General features: G+C 35.1%; 22 protein-coding genes and 1 tRNA gene. 20 read left to right on the top strand and 3 right to left on the bottom strand.

Annotated elements, in window-relative coordinates:
* The first annotated feature begins 201 nt into the window (after window positions 1-201).
* The 5 genes from sbnA to hpf all read left to right on the top strand — a co-directional run bounded on the left by sbnA (window position 202) and on the right by hpf (window position 5,370).
* Complete coding sequence (gene sbnA, locus BUC31_RS14710) at window positions 202-1,215, top strand: 2,3-diaminopropionate biosynthesis protein SbnA (protein WP_073245481.1); 1,014 nt, start codon at window positions 202-204, stop codon at window positions 1,213-1,215.
* Between the two features lie 3 nt (window positions 1,216-1,218).
* Window positions 1,219-3,027 (top strand): FAD/NAD(P)-binding protein, encoded by a 1,809-nt coding sequence (locus tag BUC31_RS14705; protein ID WP_073245479.1) that lies wholly within the window; start codon window positions 1,219-1,221, stop codon window positions 3,025-3,027.
* The gene (locus tag BUC31_RS14700; protein ID WP_244534055.1) at window positions 3,002-4,471 is read left to right on the top strand and encodes a type III PLP-dependent enzyme domain-containing protein; all 1,470 of its coding nucleotides are present in this window, start codon (window positions 3,002-3,004) and stop codon (window positions 4,469-4,471) included. The genes BUC31_RS14705 and BUC31_RS14700 overlap by 26 nt, the downstream gene beginning before the upstream one ends.
* Before the next feature lie 93 nt (window positions 4,472-4,564).
* Window positions 4,565-4,963: a VOC family protein gene (locus tag BUC31_RS14695; protein ID WP_073245477.1), complete on the top strand. Its 399-nt coding sequence runs from the start codon at window positions 4,565-4,567 to the stop codon at window positions 4,961-4,963.
* 104 nt (window positions 4,964-5,067) lie between these two features.
* A complete protein-coding gene (hpf, locus tag BUC31_RS14690) occupies window positions 5,068-5,370 on the top strand; it encodes a ribosome hibernation-promoting factor, HPF/YfiA family (RefSeq protein ID WP_073245475.1) in 303 nt (100 codons plus the stop codon).
* A 57-nt stretch (window positions 5,371-5,427) separates the two neighbouring features.
* Here the strand turns inward: hpf and BUC31_RS14685 are convergent, their stop codons facing one another.
* Entirely contained in the window at window positions 5,428-5,880 is a 453-nt protein-coding gene (locus BUC31_RS14685; protein ID WP_073245473.1) for a ferritin-like domain-containing protein, read from the bottom strand.
* 238 nt (window positions 5,881-6,118) lie between these two features.
* Between BUC31_RS14685 and BUC31_RS20340 the strand changes: the two genes are divergently transcribed.
* The 7 genes from BUC31_RS20340 to BUC31_RS14655 all read left to right on the top strand — a co-directional run bounded on the left by BUC31_RS20340 (window position 6,119) and on the right by BUC31_RS14655 (window position 15,036).
* Window positions 6,119-6,262, top strand: coding sequence for a hypothetical protein (locus BUC31_RS20340; protein ID WP_170861967.1), 144 nt, complete (start codon window positions 6,119-6,121; stop codon window positions 6,260-6,262).
* Window positions 6,263-6,417: 155 nt separating this feature from the next.
* On the top strand, window positions 6,418-7,644 hold the full coding sequence (locus BUC31_RS14680; RefSeq protein ID WP_073245471.1) for a TolB family protein: 1,227 nt from the start codon (window positions 6,418-6,420) through the stop codon (window positions 7,642-7,644).
* 66 nt (window positions 7,645-7,710) lie between these two features.
* The gene (locus tag BUC31_RS14675) at window positions 7,711-9,486 is read left to right on the top strand and encodes a PorP/SprF family type IX secretion system membrane protein (protein ID WP_073245469.1); all 1,776 of its coding nucleotides are present in this window, start codon (window positions 7,711-7,713) and stop codon (window positions 9,484-9,486) included.
* Between the two features lie 683 nt (window positions 9,487-10,169).
* A complete protein-coding gene (locus BUC31_RS14670; RefSeq protein WP_073245983.1) occupies window positions 10,170-10,811 on the top strand; it encodes a response regulator transcription factor in 642 nt (213 codons plus the stop codon).
* 234 nt (window positions 10,812-11,045) lie between these two features.
* Window positions 11,046-12,533, top strand: coding sequence for a xylulokinase (locus tag BUC31_RS14665; protein WP_073245467.1), 1,488 nt, complete (start codon window positions 11,046-11,048; stop codon window positions 12,531-12,533).
* Window positions 12,534-12,543: 10 nt separating this feature from the next.
* Window positions 12,544-13,860 carry a xylose isomerase gene (gene xylA, locus BUC31_RS14660; protein WP_396627751.1) on the top strand — a complete coding sequence of 439 codons (1,317 nt, stop codon included), beginning with the start codon at window positions 12,544-12,546 and terminating at the stop codon, window positions 13,858-13,860.
* Window positions 13,861-14,019: 159 nt separating this feature from the next.
* Window positions 14,020-15,036: a LacI family DNA-binding transcriptional regulator gene (locus tag BUC31_RS14655; RefSeq protein WP_073245462.1), complete on the top strand. Its 1,017-nt coding sequence runs from the start codon at window positions 14,020-14,022 to the stop codon at window positions 15,034-15,036.
* 1 nt (window position 15,037) lies between these two features.
* Here the strand turns inward: BUC31_RS14655 and BUC31_RS14650 are convergent, their stop codons facing one another.
* Window positions 15,038-16,411: a Gfo/Idh/MocA family protein gene (locus BUC31_RS14650; protein ID WP_073245460.1), complete on the bottom strand. Its 1,374-nt coding sequence runs from the start codon at window positions 16,409-16,411 to the stop codon at window positions 15,038-15,040.
* 144 nt (window positions 16,412-16,555) lie between these two features.
* Here BUC31_RS14650 and BUC31_RS14645 point away from each other — a divergent pair, with 144 nt between their 5' ends.
* The 4 genes from BUC31_RS14645 (at window position 16,556) to BUC31_RS14630 (ending at window position 21,346) form a co-directional block, all read left to right on the top strand.
* Complete coding sequence (locus tag BUC31_RS14645) at window positions 16,556-17,935, top strand: sialate O-acetylesterase (RefSeq protein ID WP_073245458.1); 1,380 nt, start codon at window positions 16,556-16,558, stop codon at window positions 17,933-17,935.
* Window positions 17,936-18,065: 130 nt separating this feature from the next.
* Complete coding sequence (locus BUC31_RS14640) at window positions 18,066-19,787, top strand: GMC family oxidoreductase (RefSeq protein WP_073245456.1); 1,722 nt, start codon at window positions 18,066-18,068, stop codon at window positions 19,785-19,787.
* A 3-nt stretch (window positions 19,788-19,790) separates the two neighbouring features.
* Complete coding sequence (locus tag BUC31_RS14635; protein ID WP_073245981.1) at window positions 19,791-20,513, top strand: gluconate 2-dehydrogenase subunit 3 family protein; 723 nt, start codon at window positions 19,791-19,793, stop codon at window positions 20,511-20,513.
* An 11-nt stretch (window positions 20,514-20,524) separates the two neighbouring features.
* Window positions 20,525-21,346, top strand: coding sequence for a sugar phosphate isomerase/epimerase family protein (locus BUC31_RS14630; protein ID WP_073245454.1), 822 nt, complete (start codon window positions 20,525-20,527; stop codon window positions 21,344-21,346).
* A 184-nt stretch (window positions 21,347-21,530) separates the two neighbouring features.
* Here BUC31_RS14630 and BUC31_RS14625 read toward each other — a convergent pair whose 3' ends face one another.
* Complete coding sequence (locus BUC31_RS14625) at window positions 21,531-22,655, bottom strand: glycoside hydrolase family 130 protein (RefSeq protein WP_073245452.1); 1,125 nt, start codon at window positions 22,653-22,655, stop codon at window positions 21,531-21,533.
* A gap of 103 nt (window positions 22,656-22,758) precedes the next feature.
* On the opposite strand from BUC31_RS14625, the gene BUC31_RS14620 reads away from it, so the two are divergent.
* The 4 genes from BUC31_RS14620 (at window position 22,759) to BUC31_RS14605 (ending at window position 26,118) form a co-directional block, all read left to right on the top strand.
* Window positions 22,759-23,490: a M15 family metallopeptidase gene (locus tag BUC31_RS14620; protein WP_073245450.1), complete on the top strand. Its 732-nt coding sequence runs from the start codon at window positions 22,759-22,761 to the stop codon at window positions 23,488-23,490.
* Between the two features lie 14 nt (window positions 23,491-23,504).
* Window positions 23,505-24,416, top strand: a complete 912-nt coding sequence (locus BUC31_RS14615; protein ID WP_073245448.1) for an alpha/beta hydrolase — start codon at window positions 23,505-23,507, stop codon at window positions 24,414-24,416.
* Between the two features lie 173 nt (window positions 24,417-24,589).
* Window positions 24,590-24,663: transfer RNA gene (locus BUC31_RS14610), tRNA-Pro, on the top strand.
* Between the two features lie 300 nt (window positions 24,664-24,963).
* The gene (locus BUC31_RS14605; RefSeq protein WP_073245446.1) at window positions 24,964-26,118 is read left to right on the top strand and encodes a glycoside hydrolase family 5 protein; all 1,155 of its coding nucleotides are present in this window, start codon (window positions 24,964-24,966) and stop codon (window positions 26,116-26,118) included.
* Window positions 26,119-26,202 lie beyond the last annotated feature (84 nt).

Genomic DNA, 26,202 nt, shown 5'->3' with positions numbered 1-26,202 from the left:
AGTTTTAATTTTTGAGAATCGATTTTAGTAACTCGTAGTTTGTTCTTTCAGTCGCCTATTAAAGCATATTCTAGAGCTTAAAACGAAAAGAGTTATTTAAAAATTCTATTGTGATATTCCTTTAATGGTGACCTAAGTACTTTTAACATGCATAATTACATGATGCTTATTTCTGGGCATTTTAGTTAAAAATATTAGACGATGATCACGCAACATATTTCAGACACTGTTTCTGAATCTATTATACATACTATAGGCAATACGCCTTTGGTGCAACTAAATAGAATTTTCAAACAAAAGAAATTTAACCTATTTGGAAAGTTAGAAGCCGCTAATCCTGGCGGAAGCATAAAAGATAGAACGTCACTTTTTATATTACAACAAGCACTCGCAGATGGTAGAATTAAAAAGGGAGATACCGTAATAGAATCTAGCTCAGGAAATATGGCAGTAGGATTGGCGCAAGCATGTCTATACTATGGTCTTAAATTGATTGTTGTTGTGGATCCTAAATTAAATTCGCACACCGAAAAAATACTTAAAACCTATGGGGTACAAATCGAAAAAGTTATCAAACCGAAAGATGATGGGGGATTTCTAGCAGCAAGGTTAGAGCGTGTTCAATATTTATTAATGAGTATACCAAATAGTTTTTGGTCTAACCAATATGGCAATCAAAATAATCCATTAACTCACCATAAAACGATGACGGAGATGATGGATTCTTTAGATGGAAAATTGGATTACCTATTTGTGGCAACCAGTACCTGTGGAACATTAATGGGGTGTGCCGATTATATTTATGAAAACAATCTTGACACTAAAATTATCGCTGTAGATGCTGTAGGTAGTGTTCTTTTCGGTGGTCCGCCATTGAAAAGATTAATTCCAGGTCATGGTGCAGGTGTACCTTCTCAGTTTTTAGATACCAATAAAATTCACGATTATATCTATGTTGATGATGTAGACTGTGCTAGAGGTTGTTGGTCATTATTAGAAAATGAATCCATTTTATGTGGGGGTTCTTCTGGTGGTATGATCAGTGCAGTAAAAAAGTATAGTAAGCATATTGAGGAAGGTAGTAATTGTGCTTTATTCTTATGTGATCGTGGAGAACGTTATTTAGATACTATTTATAATAAAGAATGGTTGTTGCAAAAATTACCGGAAAGTAGAAACGCTTTTACTCCATTAGGAGGATGGCAGGTAGCATAATCTATGAATGACAATAAAAATTATAAGATAGGCATTATAGGATTTGGACCTAAAGGGTTTTACGGTTTTGAAAGATTAATAGCTTACTTGAATGAAGCTGAAATTTCAAAATCGATAGAAGTTCATATTTTCAACACTACATCATTCTTGGCATCTGGCGATGTATATAGAACAGACCAGCCAGAGTATTTAATAATGAACTATGCCAATCGTAATATCAATAGCTGGGTATTAAAAGAGCCTTTTTCAAATGCTAGTTCTACACCAGACTTTGTAACATGGTTGAAGGCAAAGGGTCACACCAATGCGGCTCCGGGAAAATATGCTCCTAGAGCTTTAGTAGGTAGCTATTTGGTAGATTGTTATCAATTGGTGTTAGAACAATTACCAAAGAATGTAAAGGTGTTTACCCATATCGGTAAGGTTACCGATATGATAAAACAAAACGAAAATTATCAAGTATTTTATACGGATATAAAAAGCGGGGAGCAAGATGTTGTTGCTTGTAACAATGCTCTATTTACAACCGGTCACCATTCCTTTAAAGTTCATAAACCTGAAAGCGAAATTTTAGATAATAAGATTGATTTTATTTATCCGACGAATGAAAAATTAAGTCCGGTTACACCGCAATCACTAGTTGCTATAAAAGGATTCGGACTAACCGCAATAGATTCAATTTTAGCTTTAACAGAGGGTAAGGGAGGTGTACTTAAAAAGAATGATAAAGGAATTTTAAAATATATTCCCTCAAAAAAAGAACCTTATAAAATATATCCTTTTTCAAGAACGGGTTTGCCTATGGTGCCCAGAAATGGTTCACCAACTTCAGAAATAACCCTTCAATATTTTACAGAGGAAGTTGTTCAAAATTTGGAAGCTAATAAACCTATTAGTTTTAATAATACTCTTTTACCATTAATACAAAAGGAGTTTCACTATGCGTTTTATTATGTTCTGTTTAAAAACCAGGGACATCAATTTTATTATGATGATGACTTCACGGTAATGGAAAATCAGGTGCAATATTTTCACGAAGATTACCCTGAGAGTCCTGTTTTTAATTGGGATACAATTGTTAATCCGTTTAAAGATGAACCTATTTTATCATCTGTTGTACTACAAGTTTATGTCGAGTTTCTAATCGATGAAGCAAAATTGGGTGAAGATAAAAGTCCGTTCATGGCTGCAGTCGCCACATGGCGAAAAATAAGTCCGATTTTTAATGAGTTATACAGTTTTGGTGGCTTAGATGCGGAATCGCATAAGGAGTTTAATGACCAGTATTTTGGACTCTTCAATAGAATATCTTACGGACCACCGGTTAAGAATATGCAAAAAATGTTGGCGTTGTGCAAAGCGGGAATTTTAGATTTCTCGTATGCAAAATCTGCAAGTATTACGCAAAATAATGAAAATGGTAATTTTACTTTACAGGTTGAAAACGGGCAGACAACTGAAATAAATTATCTGGTAAATGCAACAATAGCAAGAGCGAAAGAAAGTGGTTTTAAAAACGAACTATATCAAAATTTAAATAAAAACGGCATCATACGTGAGTACAAGAATTCTACCTATGTACCAGGTTGTTTAGAGATAAATGCTAAGGGAAATCCGGTTTTAGAAACGGGAATCGTGAATAACGATATTACTTTTTATGGTACTCCAACAGAAGGTATTACCTGCGATAATGACACTTTGTCAAGAACTAGAAATGATTTTGCAACAAATTGGGCAAAAGAAACATGTACTGCAATTTTAAAAAGAGATGGAAGAACAGAAAATTATGATAGAACAGAAAATGTACTATAAAGGAAAACCTAAGAATGAATTAACACCAATTACATCGAATTGGATGCATGAGCTATTTAGCGATCAAGCAGTGGTAAGAGGTTTAGTTGAACGATATGGGTCACCAATAAATATACATCATTTACCATCTTTTAATCAAAATTGTGAAAGTTACAAGCAGGTTTTTGAATCGTACGGATTAAAAAATAGAATTTTCTATGCTAGAAAGGCGAACAAATCTAAAGGTTTGGTAAAGCAGGCATTTGCATCTGGTATAGGTGTAGATACGGCAAGTTTTAAAGAATTGGAACAATCATTATCGTTGGGCGGAAATGCTGAAAATTTGGTATTGACAGCAGCGATAAAAACAGAACCACAAATAGAATTAGCCATTAACAATGGCGTGCCCATTATTTTAGATAATGAAGATGAATGTAGATTAACACAAGCCGTCGCCACAAAATTGAATAAAAAGGCGAAAGTTGGTTTTCGCATTAGCGGATTTGAAGTTGATGGCAAGAAACTGTATAGTCGTTTTGGTTTTGATGTAGATGAGGTGGTAGATTTTATTGGTTCTTATGTTGGCGAGGGTAAAACTTTCGATTTATTAGAAGTAACAGGGCTACATTTTCACTTAGATAGTTATTCTACCTATCAGCGAAGTATAAGTTTAATTGCTAGTATCAATATAGTATCGTCCTTAAAAGAGAAAGGATATCCGGTTTCATTCATTGATATAGGTGGTGGAATCTTAATGAACTATTTAGAGGATGAAAAAGAATGGACGAGTTTCAATAAGAATTTAAAAGAAGCTGTATTAACTCAGAATAATGACATTACTTTCAATGATTATGGACTAGGTTTTAGATTAGAAGATGGTAAGTTGAGAGGCAAACTGAATACCTATCCGTATTTCAATAAAATAAACAAAGGTAGTTTTATTAGTGAAGTGCTAGAATTTATGGATGATGCATCCGGACTATCGGTTGCTTCTTTATTACTCGAAAATGAGATTGAAATTCGTATTGAGCCAGGTCGCTCTTTATTAGACCAAGTGGGTATGACGGTTGCGAAAGTCATCCACCGAAAAAAAGATGCCAAAGGTCAATGGTTGGTTGGCTTAGAAATGAATATGAGTCAGATGATGAGTTCTAGCGCCGATTTTCTATTAGACCCATATATGCTCTATACTAAAGAAGTAAAGGAAGATGAATCTGTTGATGTGTTTTTTACTGGAGCCTATTGTTTAGAAAGAGATGTGTTGTTAAAACGAAAAATGACCCTTCCAAGATTACCAGAGATAGGGGAGTATGTAGCTTTTGTAAATACAGCAGGTTATATGATGCATTTTTTTGAAACCGAAGCGCACCTTTTTGAACTATCTACCAATTTGATATTTACGGGTTATAATGAGAAGCTATCATTTTTTCAGTTTATAAATGATAATAAGATAGTGCTAGAATAAATTGAAATAGCATTTTGAAATGCATCAATAACTAAGTTTTTTAAGACAAGGTAAAGTTGAAGTATTGGGTAAATTGTATAAAAACAAAATATCATGAAAATACAAGCATATTTAGCCTTCAACGGCGATTGTCAGGAAGCTTTAAACTTCTACGCAAATCTGTTCAACGCAGAAATAAAGAATAGACAAACGTACGAGGATAAGAAAATTGATGTTCCGTCATCATTCCGTCAAAAGCTACAACACGCAGAGTTAAAAGGTAAAGGCGTACACTTTATGGCATACGATGCCTCGCCCGATACACCATTGAACAATGGTAACCAGATTAGTATGAGTGTTGATACTAATGATTTGGATGAAGGAAAACAATTATTCCAAGATTTATCTAGTGGCGGTCAGGTACATCACGATTTTAGAGAACGAGAATGGGGATATTTTGGTAGATGCACAGATCGCTTCGGAATCGGGTGGATGGTAAATGTGGATAAATAAACCATTTAAAAATAAGCCTATAGGGCGATTATAAAAATTAAGTAAGAACTATCGAGATGAACCTCATTTAGAGGTTTGTCTCGATTATTATATAAAAGAAAAGTATGGATATTATTTATGAATATGACGGCGTAACCGCTAGTCAAAGATTAGAAAGTTTTGCAGAAGAGAAGTTGAATAAACTTCACAAAAAGTTTGATGATATTATTAGAGCAGACGTATTCTTGAAACAAGAAAATACATCATCAGATGAAACAGGTATGATTTGTAACATACGATTAAGTCTGCCAGGACCACGAATTTTTGCAGAAGCCAGTAATCAAAATTTCGAAGAATCTGTTATTGAGTCTGTTAGCGAATTAGAGCGCCAACTGAAAAAGCGAAAAGACAAATTAAAAGCTTATTAACAAGCATAAAAAAAGCCCTTGCAATTGCAAGGGCTTTTTACTTTATAGGGGATTCTATTATCTGTGATGTTCCAAGATTTCAGTAGTTTCTAAATCATTCTGCAAAAATTCTTTTTGCGCTCTAATAATTTCTTTTAAGCGGTGTGGCATCATAACTTCTGCAAGTGCATTATCATAATCATTAATTGCTGCTTTATCACCTCTAATAGCTTCTTCTAACATTGCTTCGTCATTATCTTCTGCGAAAAACGCTTTTACATCCATCCAAGTTCTATGTAATGTACCTGCAGCACTACCTTCAATTTCTACGCTACCTAAATCTAGTTCTGGCACGGATGCTCTAAGTTCTCTTAAGAATTGCATGCGATCAATTATTTTTTTCTCAAAGTAACTTTTGATTCCTACTTGTTTGGAATTTTCAGATGCTTTTTCAAATCCTTTAATGGCATCTTCATTTTTACTAACCAAGTCTTTTAAACGGTCTTCAATTTTTGCTATATCAGTATTCATATTTTAAATTTTATAAGGCTATTAAGCCTTTGATTAAATAAATTTTCTTCTACTAAGTTACAGGCTTTACATCAGTAAGATTAGCTATAAAAAACAGTAGGTTTGCTCTATTCAATAATTAGTAAACTACTGTAATCATTAGTATTTGTAATAGTTATTAGCATATATTTTATTCGGATAGAGTTAAACGTAGAAGTGGCTAATTATTATTTTAGACTCGAACAAAAAAAATAATATTATGGGATTATCACCACTATTTGGAGTAGCGAAATTATTAGTAAGAAGTAGAAAACTGAAAATGGCAGCGGTAGGCTTACAGTTGGCATATTTAGGGTATACCTACATTTCAGTTAAAAGAAAAAATAAACAGGTTCAAAAATAATTCAATTTTTTGTTTAAATAATTGATTTTAAGGTATTTATGGTGATTTATCGATTGTATGGTTCATTAAATTTTTAAAAACCTATGAATTTTTATTAATAATCAATTGAATGAGTTACAAGACCTTTGGAGTATTAATCCCCAAAATCTAGTAACATGAACAATTCAATTAAAATCAGCCTTTTGTTTGCTTGTATGGCAACCATGGGCTATGGCCAAGATTTGGCCTACAATGACAACGGTACAAGTTTTCAAAAAAGAAAGGTTGAAGAAGTTACCAACCGTACAGAGAATTATAATAAACTAAAGACACTTGGTTTTTCTGATGCAGAAATCTTTGAAGATTTAGGTAATGCCAATTTTCTGACCAAAAAATATGCAAATGCATTATACTGGTATGGTAGATTAATGGAAATCTCTGAAGATGGTACTTTAAAAAGAAGCTACCAGAAAAGATTTGACCACGCCGTTTCTCAATTAGGTAAAGAAGTTCAGAATGAGTTAGCAGATGAAAACTGGACGGAGTTAGTTAAAGACGATTACAAAATGACACGTACAGTTGTGCCATCTCGTCTTACCTCTAATAACAGAAGAAACTTTTTACCTTGGGATGATCAAGGTACTACTAAAGAGTTTGCGGTAAACAATGCAGCTCCAGTAAAAACTACTGGTGAGTATGCCCCACCGGTAGCATTGACAAATGGAGGTAACACTGCTTACTACAGTAAAACAACATACCAAAAACCTACAACAGGTATGTTCTCTAAAAAGAAAGAAATACACAAAATTTACAAAGCAGATAAAGTTGGTGGTGAGTGGAAAAAAATTACCGAGGTAGCTGTATGCCCTAGTGATTATTCTGCAAAGCATCCGGCAATCTCACCAGACGGTAGTAGATTATTCTTTGCATCTAACATGCCAGGTACTTTTGGCGAATATGATATATATGTAGCAACAATTCAAAAAAATGGAATGTTGGGTCAAGCTAAAAACTTGGGTTCAAAAGTAAATACAGCTAAAAATGATGTTCTTCCAAATCCTGTTTCAAACGGTAGTTTGGTATTCGCATCAGACGGTAGAGATGGTTATGGAGGCTTAGATGTCTACATGGTAGAAGTTGGTCAACGTAGTGTTGGTTTAGCTGTAAACATGGGTAACACTATCAATAGTTCTTATGACGAGTACTCGGTAAATCTTTTACAAAGCGATGGTTCTGGTTATGTAGTTTCTAACAGAATGGCACAAGGCAAGCATACACAAAATGTAGCTTTTAATTTAAGTGATAAGCCTATAAATGATAAAGATAGAGACGATCGCTTCTTAGAAGCCTTTAACTCAGATAGACGAACGCAGTATTCAAGCTCTGTTTTCGAAGATGAATAACCACCCATTATTCATTTCCCCCAATTCATTTGACAAATTCAATTCTAATCGTAAAAATCAATCGTTATGGAAAGTCCTTATAAAATCAATAGTTTTCTTATTGCTTTATTCTTATTGGCTCTTGTCCAAACAGTAAAAGGTCAAGAAACCAATGCAAACTTAGGATCAAGTAGTACGTACCACAACCAATTATTCTTCAATAGGTTTTTTATAAACCCAACGTTCTCTTTGGTACGTGAGAACAAATCATATTTAAACATTCTACATAGAAATCAATATGCAACCTTTGATGATAATAGTCAAAACTATTTTTTAGGGTTCAGCAACAAATTAAATGACCATACTGCAGTAGGTATTGGTGTTTACAGCCAATGGTCTGGTGTTGTGCAAGAATTCGGTTTCAATGCCAACTATGCATCGGCAGTAAGATTAGGAGAGAAATCTGTGTTAACCTTTGGCACGAACGTTACCTATTTTAATCAAGGTTTAGATAAAAACAGGATTGTCGTTGGTGAAGACGATCCAAAATTAGCAGATGCAAGAAAAGAAAGTAAAATTGCCATACAACCAGGTATGAACTTGTCTTTAGGTAAGTTCGATTTTGGGTTCTATGCAGAAGACCTTTTTAAATACAATCAAACAACGAACGAATTTTTAACCGAATTGTCTACAAAGAGTGTAAAGGCTTCGGTACAATATACACACTCATTTGAACATTCAAGAGGGCTTTTTACAGATGCTCGTTTAATGCCAATGGCACAAGTGGGTCAGAATTATGATGGTAGCCTTTATTACTTTGGGTCCTTATTATTAGACATGCCAAATTATGGTTGGTTACAAACAACGGTAGATGAAGAGTATGGTGTAGCTGCAGGTGTTGGTTTTAACTTAAGTGATAAAATGTCTTTAGGGTATTTAATGGAGAAAGACTTATCAAGTGAAGATGCCAATTTAGGATGGAATCATGAAATTACTTTAGCATATAAATTTAAAGATGAGGATTTGGCGATATCAGTTGCAGATAACTCTTCAGACAATCAAATAGATAACATAGTGCGTAATTATGAAGAGCAGATAGCTCATTTAATAGAAGAAAGAGATAGTGCTAGAAAATCGGGTCGTAAGAGACAAGATGCATCTTCTAAAGCTACTTCTACGGTTTCAGAAAGTAGTTTAGCATATGAGAACAAGATTATTTTAGATGAGTTGATTCTACGTCAAGACTCCATAGAAATTGAACGAATAGCAGCTTTTGAAGAACGATTTGAATTAATTGTTAGAATGTTACGTAATGATATTGATACAACGATCAAGAGCTCTTTGCAGGACTTTAGTGTAGAAGAAAACTCATCTTATGCATCTAATGATTTAAATAATGATGCTATTGACTTTGTAACAGAGCCTGCAAATGCTTTTGCTGCAGCAACTACAACAAAAACAGTAGCAACAACCACTTCTTCAAGAAGAGCGAATTTTAAAGAATTTCCATCTACAAGAGATAATTTTAAAGAATTACCGGTAAAAATGATGGTAGATGCTGATGTTATTGATATGAATTCTGGTTACTATGTAATTGCAAATGTATATAGTCAAACAAAGTATATGAATGCTTTTATGAAAGACTTGCGAGAAAAAGGATTAGATCCAAAGCAATTCTACAATAAAGAAAACGGTCTGTATTATGTGTACTTAGCAGATTACGATTATAAGAACGATGCACAAATGGCAGCAAGTACAGATTTAAATGGAAAATACAATCAAGAGAAATGGATTATGCAAGTAAGCGAAACAACGGCGACTGCATCTAATACTTTTGAAGATGATGATATAAGTATAGAGTAATATTTTTAAAATCTATAAACCGTTACGGTTATATGGTTGATTTGAATTGTCAATAAAAGGAGGGGTTGTTGTCCGGGGGGATAACTGGGTTCCCTCCTTTATTTTTTTGGTTTATATTGATGGTGATTCTCGGTTTTAACTTTATGTTAACTATCGACGAGTAACCATTTTTTGTTGTTAAATAGTGTATTTGAACGAAAATTCTTATGTTTTTAACGGGTATATTGTATTAATATATATATTTCGATCATCAAGTAGATTCAAACCCAATTGTATAACCCCAAATCCCCCCACAACCATGAATGAATTTTACCTACTAAATTCCGGTTTCAAAACACATTTTTTTCTTCACAAGATTTCTATCATTTTAGAGCTCCGAAATCTCATTAATCCAAAGTTTGGCAAACGCCTCAGTTTTCAGAATTGACTCACAGGCGGTAATCCGTTTTTTGATTTAATTTTTACTAAACAATTACGAAGTACAATCTAAATATTTTGATTGTTCTTCAAGGCAACCATTGTCATTAAATATGTAAAAGTGAACGTATAGCATACACTATTAGTTCATAATACATATCTATTGTTTAGTTATTCAATCCTTGTAAAAGTTGATTGAAATTACTCAAAACTAACTGTAGTTATTGTTCTTTTTTAGAATGATAGCTTCAAAAACTATGGAGATTATGAAAAATTCAAGCATTAAAATAATAGTATTAGAAAAAGATACCTCATTACATTCTGTTTATAAAAATCACTTCGAAGAAATTGATGGCTATGAAGTGGTAGGCAGCTATACATCTGCCAAAGATGCCATTAAAGATTATAAGTTTACGAAACCACAAATTGTACTTTCAGAAATTGATTTAGATGATATGAATGGTGTAGATGCCATTAAGCTTTTTAAGAAAAAAGATTGGGAGGTAAAAATCATTATGTTCAGTGAAATCAATGATTTCGATGTTATAAAAAATGCATTCAAGAAAGGAGCCAATGGGTATTTAACTAAACCACTGACCTTAGATAAATTGGAGCATGCTTTACGCAGTATGGAAAAGGAAGGTGCAGCTATGAGCAATGATATCGTTAAGAAAATCATTAGCAATTTTCATAGAAAAACGTTCGCTTTTTTCTCAGAAAGAGAGAACCAAATTGTCGACTTTTTATGTCAAGGAGCAACCTATAAAATGATTGCTAAAAAGTTGTTTGTAACGCCTAGTGCAGTAAATTTTCATATTCAGAATATCTATTTAAAACTAGATGTAAATTCTAAATCAGAGGCACTTTCTAAGTTAGAACAATTACAAAATCAGCTAGAACAGTATTAAAAAGTTAATTCTTATGTATTGATATTAAGGGTAGTACGAAAACCCTTTCGAAAATAAATCATTTTCAATTAAGGATGTAAATAACTGGTAAATAGAATATTATAAATAAACTTTTACGCTGTTATATTTTTTAAAAATCTATTTACGATAATATTTCGTTGTGTAAATATTGAATGGTCAGCATAGTAACTATTTTTGGTTTAACTTATTACAGCAAACCAATTTATACTATTTATGTACCATTTAGGATTAGATATCGGAAGTTCATCTATTAAGATTGCTTTGGTAAATGCTTTAACCGGAAAAAGCGTTGGAGTGGTTACAGAGCCTGAGACAGAAATGTCAATGGAGGCTGTAAAAAACGGATGGGCAGAACAGCGTCCAGAAGATTGGTGGCGCTACGTTTGTAGCGGTATCGAGAAAATATGTGTACAAGAAAATATTAGTAAAAAAGATATATCAGGCATTGGTATATCATATCAAATGCACGGTCTAGTGCTTATTGATAAAGAAGGAAATTCACTTAGGAAATCTATAATTTGGTGCGATAGTAGGGCAGTGGGCATTGGTCAACAAGCCTATGAAGAAATAGGTGCAGAAACCTGTGATATCCATCTATTAAATTCACCATCAAACTTCACGGCATCTAAGCTAAAATGGGTGAAGGAAAATGAGCCTGAAATTTACGCGAAGATTTACAAAATGATGCTTCCGGGAGATTATATCGCTTATAAATTGTCCGGTGTTGCAAATACAACAGTTTCTGGTCTATCAGAAGGTATTTTTTGGGATTTCAAGAAAGATGCAATTGCTGATTTGGTATTAGATCAATACGGATTAGATAAAGAGATGATTCCTGATATCGTAGATACTTTTTCAGTACAATCTAAAGTAAATGAAAAAGGAGCAACTGAAAGCGGATTATCAACGGGTACGCCAATATTGTATAGAGCAGGCGATCAGCCAAATAATGCTTTGACTTTGAATGTTTTTAATCCCGGTGAAGTTGCTGCTACCGGTGGTACATCTGGTGTAGTATATGCCGTGACAGATAATCTTTCGGTAAAAGAAAGCTCTCGAGTAAACAACTTTGCCCACGTAAATTATACACCAGGTAAACCGGCTAGAATTGGTAAATTACTTTGTATTAATGGCGCAGGAATTCAATACCGTTGGTTGTTAAATAACCTAGATGTTGCATCGTATGAAGAAATGAATACGTTAGCAGATGAGGTGCCAATTGGATCAGATGGTGTCGCAATGATTCCGTTTGGTAACGGTGCCGAAAGAATGTTGAAAAGCAAAGATGTAGGTACAAGGATTCTCAACTTAAATTTAAACAATCATGGTAAAGGTCATTTGTGTCGTTCTGCATTAGAAGGTATTGCTTTTTCGTTTGTCTACGGAATGGAAATCATGGAATCTGACGGTATAAAAGTGAATGTGATGCGTGCCGGCAACGACAATCTTTTTCGTTCAGAAATATTTTCGAATACCGTGGCAACCTTAATAGGGTATGACATTGAAATTTATGATACTACTGGGGCAATTGGCGCGGCAAGAGCAGCAAATCTTCACAAAGGCGATTTTGAAGCATTTGGTAAAGCAATTTTAGATAATGATTATGTAATGACTTTTAGTCCCAAGGAAGATAAGAAGGCATACCAAGACGCATATGCAGTTTGGAAAAAAGAATTAGAATTAATATTGAACAACTTATAAAATCAACATAATGGCAAATAAGGAATATTTTAAAGGAATAGACAAAATTAAATTTGAAGGAAAGGAATCTGACAATCCGCTAGCCTTTAAATATTATAATCCGGATCAAGTAGTAGCGGGTAAAACCATGCGTGATCACTTTAAGTTTTCAACGGCATACTGGCATACCTTCTGTGGACAAGGTTCAGATCCATTTGGTCCTGGCACACAGAGTTTTGAGTGGGATAAATCTTCGGATGCTGTACAAGCGGCAAAAGATAAGGCAGATGCTGCTTTTGAATTTTTTGATAAAATAGGATTTGATTACTACTGTTTTCATGATTTCGATTTAATTCAAGAAGGATCAACCTTTGCAGAATCTGAAAAAAGATTGGCAACGATTACTGACTACTTAAAAGAGAAGCAAAAAGAATCTGGTAAGAAATTACTTTGGGGTACGGCTAACTGTTTCTCAAACCCTAGATACATGAACGGTGCATCTACCAATCCTGATTTTAATGTATTGGCAAGAGCAGGTGGTCAAATTAAATTGGCTTTAGATGCAACAATTGCTTTAGGTGGTGAGAATTATGTTTTCTGGGGAGGTAGAGAAGGTTACATGTCTTTATTGAATACAGATTTAGGTCGCGAAGTGGATCATATGGGTCAGTTTTTGACTATGGCAAGAGACTATGCACGTAGCCAAGGGTTTAAAGGAAACTTCTTTATAGAGCCAAAACCAATGGAGCCAATGAAGCATCAGTATGATTTTGACAGTGCTACAGCTATAGGTTTCTTAAAAGAATATGGTTTAGAGAACGATTTTAAAATGAACATTGAGGTGAACCATGCAACATTGGCACAGCACACTTTTCAGCATGAAATTGCTGTAGCTGCAAAAGCTGGTATGTTAGGTAGTTTAGATGCCAATAGAGGTGATTACCAAAATGGTTGGGATACAGATCAATTTCCTAATAACATTCAAGAAACTACTGAGGCAATGTTGGTATTTTTAGCTGCTGGCGGATTACAAGGTGGTGGAGTGAATTTTGATGCCAAAATAAGAAGAAATAGTACGGACTTAGAAGATGTTTTCCACGCACATATTGGTGGTGCGGATACCTTTGCAAGGGCTTTGATCACTGCAGATAAAATTATCGAATCATCGTCTTATAATAAGTTACGTGAAAATAGATACAGTTCTTTTGATTCTGGAAAAGGTAAAGATTTTGAAAACGGCAAGTTAGATATGAAAGATCTTTACAATATCGCTAAAGAAAATGGTGAGTTAGAATTGCAGAGTGGTAAGCAAGAATTGTTTGAGAATATCATCAATCAATACATATAAATCGCATAGCCCTTTAACTATTATAGAATAGTTGTTATTTTAGGCAATGTGTTTTATAAAAAAAGAAAATAACTGTCCCTTGGTTTTACCATTAGGGACAGTTTGCTTTTACGAATAATTTAAATGTCAATTTAAATCTGTTCTTTTGCAGTATTAATTATGAAAAAAGTAACTCTAAAAGATATTGCCGGGCATTTTGGTGTTTCTATCTCTACCGTTTCTAAAGCGATAAATGATAGTCACGAAATTAGTAATGACCTAAAGATAAAGATTCAGGCATATGCTAAAGAGAAGCACTATAAGCCTAACAGGCTAGCACTTAATCTATTGAATAAAAACACCAAGACTATTGGTGTAATTGTACCCAATATTTTAAATTACTTTTTTGTTCAGGTGCTCTATGGTATCGAAAAAGTAGCCAATGAAAGTGGTTACAATATCATTAGTTGTATTAGTAATGAATCTAGTGCCAAAGAAACAAAAACACTTGAATTTTTTGATGCAGGTACGGTAGACGGCGTAATTATGTCGTTAGCGGAAGAAAGTCAGAATGAAGACACGCATGAAGCATTAATAGATGTAATTAATAACGATATTCCTGTAGTACTTTTTGATAGAGTTTCAGAAAACGTGCAATGCGACAAGGTGGTTGTTGACGATTTAGAGGCAGGGTATAAAATAACCAAGCACCTAATAAATATAGGTTGTAAAAATATAGCGGTCGTTAACCCTATTTCTAGTTCAAGCGTTGGTAAATTAAGACTTTTAGGGTATAAAAAAGCATTAGAAGAATTAGATATTCCATTTGATCCCAAGCTGGTAATTAACCTTACCATAAAAGATGATTTAGATTTATTGATGTCCTTTTTACTGAATTATAAAACCATAGATGGTATCATAGGTATTGATGAACTAATTGCCGTTCAAGTCTTAGAAGTTGTTAAGGCAAGAGGTTATAACGTACCAAATGATATTTCAATAATTGGCTTTACCAACGGGCAGTTGTCAAAATACGTAACTCCGTCACTAACAATGGTGAGTCAGCATGGTAAATATATAGGTGAGCAAACAGCTAAATTATTGATTAACAGAATTAAAAATCCTGGTTTGCCTTATGAAACTAAGGTTGTGAAAACTAGTTTATTGGTAAGAGATTCCACCAAAAAATTACAATAATTTACACTGTATCTGGGTGTGGGTGCACCCATTTTCCACGATAACTGCGCTGCAATAGTGCAGTAGCTTCTGGGTCGTTCATGACCGTTCTACTTTGTGGATCATAGGTTAAAGGTCTTTTTAAATCCATTGATAAATTTGCCAAAATACAGCTAGCGGTAGAAATGTGTCCATTTTCAATATCAGCAACAGGCTTGATATTGTTCTGTATCGCTTTCAAGAAATCTATCATATGCCTTCGCGTAGCAGGTGCCGCATGCAGTTCAATGTCTTTTTCAGTTAGGTCTTCAGGGTATTTCTCTTTCTCATAAACAACATCAAAACGAATAGTTTCACTACCATCTATAGGAATGAATTCAGCCTTCATAACATCACCCATAAGAACACCTTTTTCTCCATAGATTTTAAAAGCCCACGGATAATCTGTGTCATCTGGGTTTCCCCATGTTCTATGCTGCCAATTGCAATTATGACCGTCATACTCAAATACGGCAGATTGTGTGTCAGAGATATTTGATTTTCCATCCTTCTGAACAAAAATTCCACCTTCAGAACTAATACGCTTTGGCCACCCTAAATCTAGCATCCAACGAACGGTATCTAGCATGTGTACACACATATCACCTGTAATTCCGTTTCCGTATTCTCGAAATGTTCGCCACCATCTTTTATGAGGTAAACCATCGTATGGTCTCATAGGTGCCGGACCTGTCCACATTTCATAATCAAAGAAATCGGGCACTTCTTGCTCTGGCGGATTACCATTGGCACGCATATGATAATAGCAACTCATATCTACATGGCCAATAGTTCCTAGCATTCCGGTATCAATAATTTGTTTTTTAGCATCTATCAAGTGTGGAGTACTTTTTCGTTGTGTACCCACTTGAACTACGCGGTTATATTTTCTAGCAGCAACGACCATTGCTTCACCTTCCATAACATCTACGCTAATCGGTTTTTGAACATAAACGTGAGCTCCAGATTTTAGTGCTTCAATGCACGTTAATGCGTGCCAATGATCGGGTGTGCCTATGAGTACAATATCTAGACTATTGGTTTCTAGCATAGTTCTATAATCAGTGTAGAGCTTTGGTATCTTTTTATTTTTTTGACGTTCAGAAACTAGTTCCGCCGCAGTGTTAACTTGATTATCATCAACATCACAAAGTGCTACAACTTCAATATTAGCAACTTGAATAAGTCGCATTAAATCTCCGGTGCCATACCAACCGGTACCTATAAGTGCTACCTTTTTTGGCTTTTCATTTGCAAAAAACTCAAACCCGAAGGCGGGTAAAGAAGTAAGTAGCAGCGATGCCGATGCTGCTTTAATAAAATTTCGTCTTTTAATGGATTGGGGTTGGTTAGACATGATAAGTTGATTTTTAGTAGCTTATGAACATCACAATTATAAGAGTTAAGATAACAAATCCTTCAAAAATAATATAGAATGATTGTGAATTTGTTAATATGATGCATAATTAGGTATATTTAAATCAAAATTTTGTCAAATACAATGAATTTACGTTTAATCCTGTTTATGCTGTGCCTGGTGGTTACCACTTTTGCCAAGGCTGAAATTACACTTCCTAAGATATTTTCAAATGAAATGGTCTTGCAACGAGAGAGCGATGTGTTGCTATACGGATGGGCGGATCCAAACGAAGAATTTACGATTTATACAAGTTGGAACGATGAGACCGTTGCAGTCAAAACGGGTAATGATGCAAAATGGGAGATTACGGTAAAAACATCCGAAGCAGGCGGACCGTTTCAAATAATCTTTAAGGGGAAAAGTAATGAAATTACTCTGAAAGATATATTAATAGGTGAGGTATGGCTTTGCTCTGGACAAAGTAATATGGAGTGGAGCGCAAACAGCAAAATTGCGAACAGAGATTTCGAAGTCGAGAATGCAAACTATCCTAACATTCGTTTGTTTACCGTAGCGAAAAGAACTGCAGAATATCCACAAGAAGATGTGGCAGGAACTTGGGTTTCATGTTCTCCTGAAACGATGCAAGATTTTAGTGCAGTTGCCTATTTTTTTGCGAGAAAGGTACAGAAAGAATTAAATATTCCTATCGGATTAATAGATAACGCATGGGGAGCATCAAGTGCTGAGGTTTGGACACCTGAATCTGTTTTTAAAGCACACCCAGAATTGGTAGAAGCGCACAAAAAGGTAGAACCAAATCAATGGGTAACAGTAGAGAAATCTACTTTGTTTAATGGTATGACAGCACCTTTGACTAAGTTTAAAATTGCTGGTGTTCTTTGGTATCAAGGAGAGGCGAATACGGCAAACGCAGAAAATTATCAAGAGCTTTTTACGAGTATGATTACATCGTGGCGAACAGAATGGAACAATGATTTTCCATTTTATTTCGCTCAAATAGCACCATTTAAATATGATCAAGAATTTGCAGGTGGTGTGGTACGTAATCAACAAAGAAGAACTTTAGTATTGAAAAATACGGGTATGGCAATGACGAGCGATATCTGTTTGATAGAAGATATTCATCCTTTAAATAAGCAAGATGTAGGGTTGAGATTAGCAAACATTGCATTAAAAGACCACTATGGTTTATTAAAGAATAAAGAAGTTTATGGACCGTTATACGAGTCATTTGAAGTAGATGGAAATCAACTAAAAGTAAATTTTAGTCATTCAGAAGGATTACATAATAAAGGAAAGAAAATAACACTCTTTGAAGTTTCAAATGCAGCAGGAGAGTGGTTTTCTGCGAAGGCAAAATTGAAAAACCAGCAAGTAATTGTAAGCTCAAAAGAAGTGAAAAATCCGACAGGGGTACGGTATGCTTTTAAAAGTACAGACATAGGTACTTTGTTTAATGCCGTTGGTTTGCCTGCTTCTACCTTTGTAAGTGAATAACAAAATTGCCCAAAACGGACTAATGTTCTTAAAAAATATCCGTCCGTCCAGTAACGAATGTTATTCAGCTAAAAACAAGGTGCTTATTTTAATAAAGAATTAAATTGTAATCAATAACTAATTTCAAATTATGCAGATAAAGGAATCCTCAGAAATCTTTGATGTTATCATCGTAGGTTCAGGAGCTGGTGGTGGTATGGCTACCAAACAATTGGCAGATGCTGGTTTAAATGTAGCTGTTGTAGAAGCGGGTCCATTTTTTGATCCAGCTGATCCAAAAACCATGACGCAATTAAAACAACCATATGATTCTCCAAGAAGAGGAGCAGGTACAGATAGAGCTTTTGGTGAATGGGATATGTCATGGGGAGATTGGGAAGTAGAAGGAGAGCCATATACGCATGCAGAAGGAACTGAATTTAAGTGGTGGCGTGCAAGAATGCTAGGAGGACGAACCAATCACTGGGGACGTATTTCTTTACGTTTTGGACCAAAAGATTTTAAAGGGAAAACCCGTGATGGCCATGGCGATGACTGGCCAATAGGATACGAAGATGTTAAACCATATTACGATAAATTAGACAAGTTAATTGGTGTATTTGGCACCAATGAAGGCAGAGAAAATGATCCTGACGGATTCTTTCTTCCTCCCCCGAAACCAAGATTGCACGAGTTATTTTATATCAACGGTGCAAAGAAGTCAAACATACCGGTTATACCAGGTAGACTTTCTATGTTGACCAAAAGAATTAATGAAGATCGTGGCGTTTGTTTCTATTGCGGACAATGCGGTAGATCATGTCAAATATATGCCGATTTCTCAGCAGGTAGTTGCTTGATTTTTCCGGCTCAAAAGAGTGGTGGACAAGTAAAACTGTTTGTAAATTCAATGGTACGCGAAGTTCTGACCAATGAAGAAGGTAAGGCAACAGGTGTATCTTACATCAATAAAGAAGATAGAAAAGAATATACACTTAGAGGTAAAGTGGTCGTATTAGCTGCATCTGCATGTAGTTCTGCACGTATACTTTTAAACTCTAAGAGTAAGCAACACCCTAACGGATTAGGAAACAGTAGTAATCTTGTTGGTAGGTATTTACATGATTCTACAGGGTCAGGTGCTTCTGGTGTTATACCAGGTTTAATGAATAGAAAGACATCTTATAATGAAGATGGTGTAGGTGGTATGCACGTTTACTCACCATGGTGGGGAGATAACTCTAAACTGAATTTTCCAAGAGGCTATCATATTGAAGTTTGGGGAGGCATGAGTCAGCCTAACTACGGTTTTGGTTGGGATCCGAATGCTATGAACCAATACTTTGGATTAAAATCTGGAGGATACGGTGAGAGCTTACGTGATGATGTAAAGAAATACTATGGTTCTGTAATAGGATTTGGTGGTCGTGGAGAAGCAATCGCTTACAAGGATAATTATTGTGAAATTGATCCTACAACAGTAGATCAATTTGGTATACCTGTTTTGAAGTTTAACTATAAGCATTCAGAATACGAGGTAAATCAGGCGAAACACATGCAAGATACCTTTGAGGAGATTATTCATAACATGGGTGGTCACTATTTAGGAGACAAGCCAGGGAAGGATAAAGATTACGGATTGAACAAACCAGGTGAGATTATTCACGAGGTAGGTACAACCAGAATGGGAGATGATCCTAAAACATCGGTGACCAATAAGTTTCAGCAGTTACATGATGCGGATAATGTATTTATAGTAGATGCAGGGGTTTTTGTATCGCAAGCAGATAAGAACTGTACTTGGACGATTATGGCGCTTTCTTGGAGAGCATCAGATTATATCATTGAACAATTAAAGGCACAAAATATTTAGATGATGGATAGAAGAAAGAGTTTACAAACTTTAATACTTGGTGGTGCTGCGGCAACTTCTGGGCTAGTCTTCAATTCATGTAAGACTGAAAATGGCGAATCTGTAGATGAAGTAATTTCAACCAGTAGTGAGAAGTTTTTTGGTAGAACGCCAGAAGAATTAGATCGTATTGAGAAATTGAACGCTGAGCAATTGTTCAATGAGCATGAAATGGAAACTATTGCAGCTTTAAGTGTAGTAATACTCCCTCCAAAAGAGCCACATGGTGGTCCTATAGAGGCAGAAGTACCGGCACTCGTTGAATTTATGGGTAAAGATATTCCAGAAATGGCACCAACACTTTTAGGTGGTTTAATGTGGTTAGATCATAAAAGTAATACTGAATTTGGTACTGAATTTAAGTCGGCTACCTTAGAGCAGAAAAAGCAAATTTGCGATGAAATCTGCTGGCATGATACAGAGAAGCCTTTAAGCGAACAACCTTTAGAAATACAGTTTTTCTATACTATGCGTGGCTTGACCGTTACAGGGTACTATACTTCTAAAGTAGGTATTGCAGATTTAGGTTATAAAGGAAATTCACCTAATGTTTGGGATGGCGTACCGCAAGATGTACTAGACCAGCACGGTATTGCTTATGACCCAGAATGGATTGCAAAATGTGTTGATCAAAGTCAGCGTAACGTAATGGCTGAATGGGATGACGAAGGAAATTTACTTACGTAATTAACATCACGATGATAAAAAAAGTAATGATTGCCACTATCCTTTTAGGTAGTGGTTTTTTAGCGCAAGCTCAAGAGGTAGGTTTACAGTTATATAGCCTTAGAAATCAATTTAAAATGGATGTTTCTAACACCTTAGGATTGATTAATGAATGGGGAATAACCAAAATTGAAGGTGGTGAAACCTATGATATGCCATTGGAAGATTTTAAAGCCTTATTAGCAGAAAATGATCTAGAGATGGTTAGTGTAGGTGCTGGCTTTGACGACTTAGAGAATGATGTGGATAAGGTTATCAAAAATGCTAAAGATTTTGGAGCCAAATATATAATGTGCGCATGGGTACCTCACGATGATAACAAATGGGATCTAGAGGAAACAAAACACGCGACAGATGTGTTTAATAAGGCAGGTAAGATTTTAAAGAAGAACGGACTTGTATTGGCGTATCACCCGCATGGATATGAATTTAGACCTTATAGAAATGGTACTTTATTCGATTACATGGCTAAGAATGCAACAGACTTTACATTTGAATTAGATGTGTTCTGGGCGCAACATGGTGGTGCTGATCCGTTGGCATTGATGAAGAAATATCCAAAGAAATTTACCCTTTTACATTTAAAGGATATGGAAAAAGGTATTGAAGGTAATAATACCGGTCACGAAGAAGATGATACCAATGTAGTTTTGGGTACAGGACAAATAGATATTGCAGGTATAGTTGCTGAGGCTAAAGAATTAGGCATTGAATATATGTTCATAGAAGATGAATCTAAGAATGTTGTTACGCAAGTACCAAAGAGCTTAGTGTATTTAAAAAGTTTGAAGTAAACCAACAACCAAAAGTGCAATGCAGCCTTCTATTTTTAATTAAATAGGAGGTTTTTTTATAGTTAATAGTAAGAAATAGCTATTCAGAAGTACTGCCAAAGAATACACATTTTGAAGCCAAATAGGAGCGTATAGGTTATCGAGATAGTAATATTTTGGTTAGGGAATAAAAAATATTAAGTAGTTATTCTTTAATTGCCAAACCAACCATAGAATCGGCGGTTCCGTAATATAAAAACCACTTATTATTGAAATATACCAAACCTTGAATAAAGGTTGTTCCCGCCTTATATTGTCCGCTGATTTCGTGAGGTAAACTTGGGCAAATAAAAGGAACCTCCATTCTTTGTAGCATATTAGTCGGATCATTTTTATCGAACAAGACTTGTCCGCCACAATAAGTACCTTCAGGGTATTTAGTCGTAGCACCATCTCCACTTAAGTTTTTACCGTTGTACAGTAAGAGAATACCCGCATCTGTATATAAGGCTGGCGGTCCCGGTTCGGTTAAATGACTGTCAAACTCATTTAAAGTCGGTTTAAAACTATGCAGTAAATCACCTTTTTCAGTTAAGCTAGGTTCCCAATCGACTCCATTTTCAGAAGTGGCAACATTAACGAAAAGCTCTCCCCAATACATATGATATTTACCGTTTATTCTTTTTGCAATTAATCGCCCGTCCACTAATTCGGTAACAATTGATCCAGATTTGCTCCATTCGTTCAAATATTTTCCTCCAAAGGCATTTTCAAAAACCGGACCTTCTTTTATCCATGTTTTTAAATCTTTAGACGTAGCACTAGAAAGTCTGGCAACATCATTATTCCAACTTGTATAAAGCATAATGTAAGTACCTTCGGGTGTTTCAACAATTCTAGGGTCTTCTACACCACCAGGTTGATCCCACTTGGCAAATTCATCGTTATCGGGAAAAAGTACAGGTTTTGCATATTTTGTAAAGTGTATTCCGTCAGTACTGTAAGCTAATCCAACGCGTGAGGTTCTTTCTCCCAAAATAGCATCAGGATTATCTTCTGCCCTAAATAATAAAAATACCGTATCATTTTTTACAATAGCTCCCGGATTAAAAACATCGGCCTTTTGCCAACGGACTTCATTCTTTGAAATCGGATCTAAAAATGTATAAGTAGAATCTGGTTTCATTATTGGATTAAGCTCAGTTTTCTGAAAACCCAAAAGCCATGGAGATGCCGGTTTTTCTAAATTCGTATTTAATTGCTTCTTATCATTCTTACATGAGAAACATAATAGCGCTAAGCTCAAAAAAAGAAATATATGGTTGTTCATGATTTTTGGTTAAATAGAATTGATAATTACTAATTGAAAGTACTTTAAAGATAAAGCACCTCTAGTAAAAATCTGTATCTTGAAACATAAATAAAATTAGAACATGTTTAAGAATAGAATTTGGGGATTGTTACTAACGGCAATTTTTATGTTTACGCTAGGGTGTAAAGAAGAAGTTAAAAATACAAATACAGCTACAAATGCAAAGAAAGTCGTAGAAACTGTAATAGATTCTATAATAGAACCTAAAGTAGAGAAACCTGTGTTTAAAAGCCTAGAAGGTATTGCAGATACTACATTCGTTCGATTAGCAGACTATAGTGATGGCTTTGCGTATGACTTAAGATACGCTACAGATAATAATTTCTTGAAAGAGCAGGTATACGATTGTGGTGAATGCTATACGAGGGCAAAAACGGTTAAGGCTTTGCTGAAAGCAAATGAAGAATTTAAAAAGCATGGCGTAAAAATTAAATTTTACGACTGTTACAGACCTAATTCAGTACAGTATAAAATGTGGAAAATTGTTCCTAATCCGCAGTACGTGGCAAACCCTGTAAAAGGTTCAATTCATAATAAGGGCGGGGCAGTAGATATTACATTGGTTACTTTAGATGATGAGGAGGTTAAAATGCCTTCAGATTTTGATTTTTTTGGAAAGCGCGCCTATCACGATAATTTTGACTTGCCCCAAGACATTCTTGATAATAGAAAGCTACTTAAAGAAACCATGGAAAAATATGGGTTTTGGTCCACAAGAACCGAGTGGTGGCATTATAATTTACAAGGAGCATCGCATGACCCCATAGCCAATTTTAAATGGGATTGTGAATAACCTAAAGACTAAATATGAAAAACATACTATTGTTATTAATGCTTGTTGTTATGGGTAACACCGCAGCGCAAGATACCATTATGCCATTATGGACAAAAGATGAAATCCCTAATCAGATAAAGAGCTTAGAAAAGGAAGTACATGAACAAAATGAAATTTTACGAATAAGTAAAGTTCAAGTTCCAACTATAGAGGTTTATTTACCATCAAAACGAGATGCAACAGGAGAAGCAGTTTTAATTTTTCCAGGAGGAGGATATGGTATACTTGCCTATGATTGGGAAGGTACGGATATTGCAAAATTCTTTAACAGTAAGGGCATTGCAGGGGTGGTGGTAAAGTATCGTTTGCCTTCTGATGTTTCTCAAAAAGATAAAAGATATGTACCACTAATAGATGCTCAGAGAGCTATACGGTTGGTAAGGAATAATGCAGAAAAATTTAATGTTGAGTCGGATAAAATAGGAATAATAGGCTTCTCAGCAGGCGGGCATTTAGCATCGACCTTGGGAACACATTTTAACGAAAAAGTGTATAAAGCTGTTGATGATATTGATAATGAAAGTGCTCGACCAGATTTTATGTCATTGGGGTATCCTGTAATATCATTTGGCGAAATGACACACCAAGGTTCGAAGAAGAATTTAATAGGGGAGAACCCAACGATTGACATAGTTGATTATTTTTCGAATGAAAAACAAGTTACAGAGCAAACGCCACCAACTTTTTTACTACACGCTACAGATGACACCGTAGTACCTGTAGAAAATAGCTTGTTATTCTATAAAGCGGTAAAGGATAAAGGGGGTTCTGCAACGATGCATATTTATCCAAAAGGCGGTCACGGCTTCGGATTAGGCTTGCATGATGAACATTTGAAAGATTGGGGTGAGCGTATGATAGACTGGATTGTTTCTTTGAGATAGAATTTCAAGTTTTGATAAAAGATAGAATCTAATCTAAAGAACTTCTCTATTTTTGCAATCGGAATTTTCGGGATGTAGCCCTTCGAATTCGCTCAGGATAAACTGCACTACAGTTCATTTTAAGGTGTTGAAAAACTACGTAATATTTTGGAGATTAATTTCCATTTAAATTTCGGGATGTAGCGCAGTCCGGTAGCGCACTCGGCTGGGGGTCGAGTGGTCGCAGGTTCAAATCCTGTCATCCCGACTGAATAAGAAAATGAACTGTGAGAACAGTTCATTTTTTGTTTCCAAAAGCGTCATAAACATAGTTTATGACGCTTTTGGAAGCAAAAAATGAAAAGGCGATAGCCTTCATTTTGTTATTTGCAACGAGGGTTCATTAGGATTATGTAAATCCTACTTTAGTTTAGGAAGCCTTAAAAAGGGATGTATTTGTCTTGAATAGTATTTTATTTCCTAATTGCTTATATTCCATTAATATATAAACAAGTCACTACTGTAGTAGTAAGCATACACGATTTGTTCATTAGAAAAGTAGGCACAAATGAAAAATTTTTCCCCGTTTTTATTTCTTTTAAGTATCACTATTTTAATAGGATGCTCTAGTTCAGAAAATCAAGTAAATAATAATACTTCAGAAGGTACAGACAGCTTAGAAACACCTGAAAATAATGTTATACCAAATGAAGTTATTAATGGTGATATGCGAGATATATCACCTAAAGAATTTGTGTTGGACATGGGTTCTGGTTGGAACTTGGGTAATACTTTAGATACTGAAGATGTAGATAAGACAGCATGGGGAAATCCCTTTACAACCAAGGCCATGATTGATGCGATTTCTGAAAAAGGATTTAAAACTTTAAGATTACCTGTTACTTGGAGGTTTCATACAGGCGCAGCACCTGATTATATTTTAGAATCTGACTGGTTAGATAGGGTAGAAGATATTGCAAATTATGCTTTAAATAATGACATGTATGTTATCATCAATGTTCATCATGATGATGAGTGGATCATACCTACGTATGAAAATGCACCGGCAGTAAAAGACCGATTAACAAAAACATGGACACAAATAGCTAATAGATTTAAACCTTATGGAGATTATGTAATCTTTGAAACTTTAAATGAGCCACGCCACGAAGGGTCTCCTGAAGAATGGGAAGGTGGCACTGCCGAAGGTCGAGATGTTGTAAATCAATATCACCAAGTAAGTGTTGATGCAATCCGTGCTACGGAAGGCAACAATGCAATCCGAAAAATAATGGTTTCTACTTATGCCGCAGGCACTGGCGAAAACGTACTAGAAGATTATCAAGTACCTAATAATGATGAAAATGTAATAGCATCAATTCATAGTTATTCCCCATATTTATTCTCTTTAGCAGGAACTGACCCAACTTGGGGTACAGATGCTGATAAAGCAGAGCTAACTGAAGAGTTTAATACAATTCAAGATAAGTTTGAGAATGATAGTAGGGCAGTAGTAATGGGTGAATGGGGTTCTACATTTGCAAACAATGAAGCGGATCGTTTATCTCATGCTGAATTTTACGCTAATATATGTGCTGAACGCGGTATTTGTCCCATTTGGTGGGACAATGGTAATGCCAATGAATTTGGTCTTTTTAATAGGAACACATTAGAATGGGTTTACCCAGAAATTGCAGATGCTATTGTCAATGCTACGAGGTAATGGTATAATCAGAAAAGGATTTTGACAATTAAATGCAATATGTAAAGCTTAAGCCATTTTTTAAAATAGAGCAAGAATATAAAC

It is taken from the genome of Maribacter aquivivus, assembly GCF_900142175.1.
GTDB lineage: Bacteria > Bacteroidota > Bacteroidia > Flavobacteriales > Flavobacteriaceae > Maribacter > Maribacter aquivivus.
Note: the sequence above shows the minus strand (reverse complement) of the source record. Positions and strands in the feature narration are given on the sequence as shown.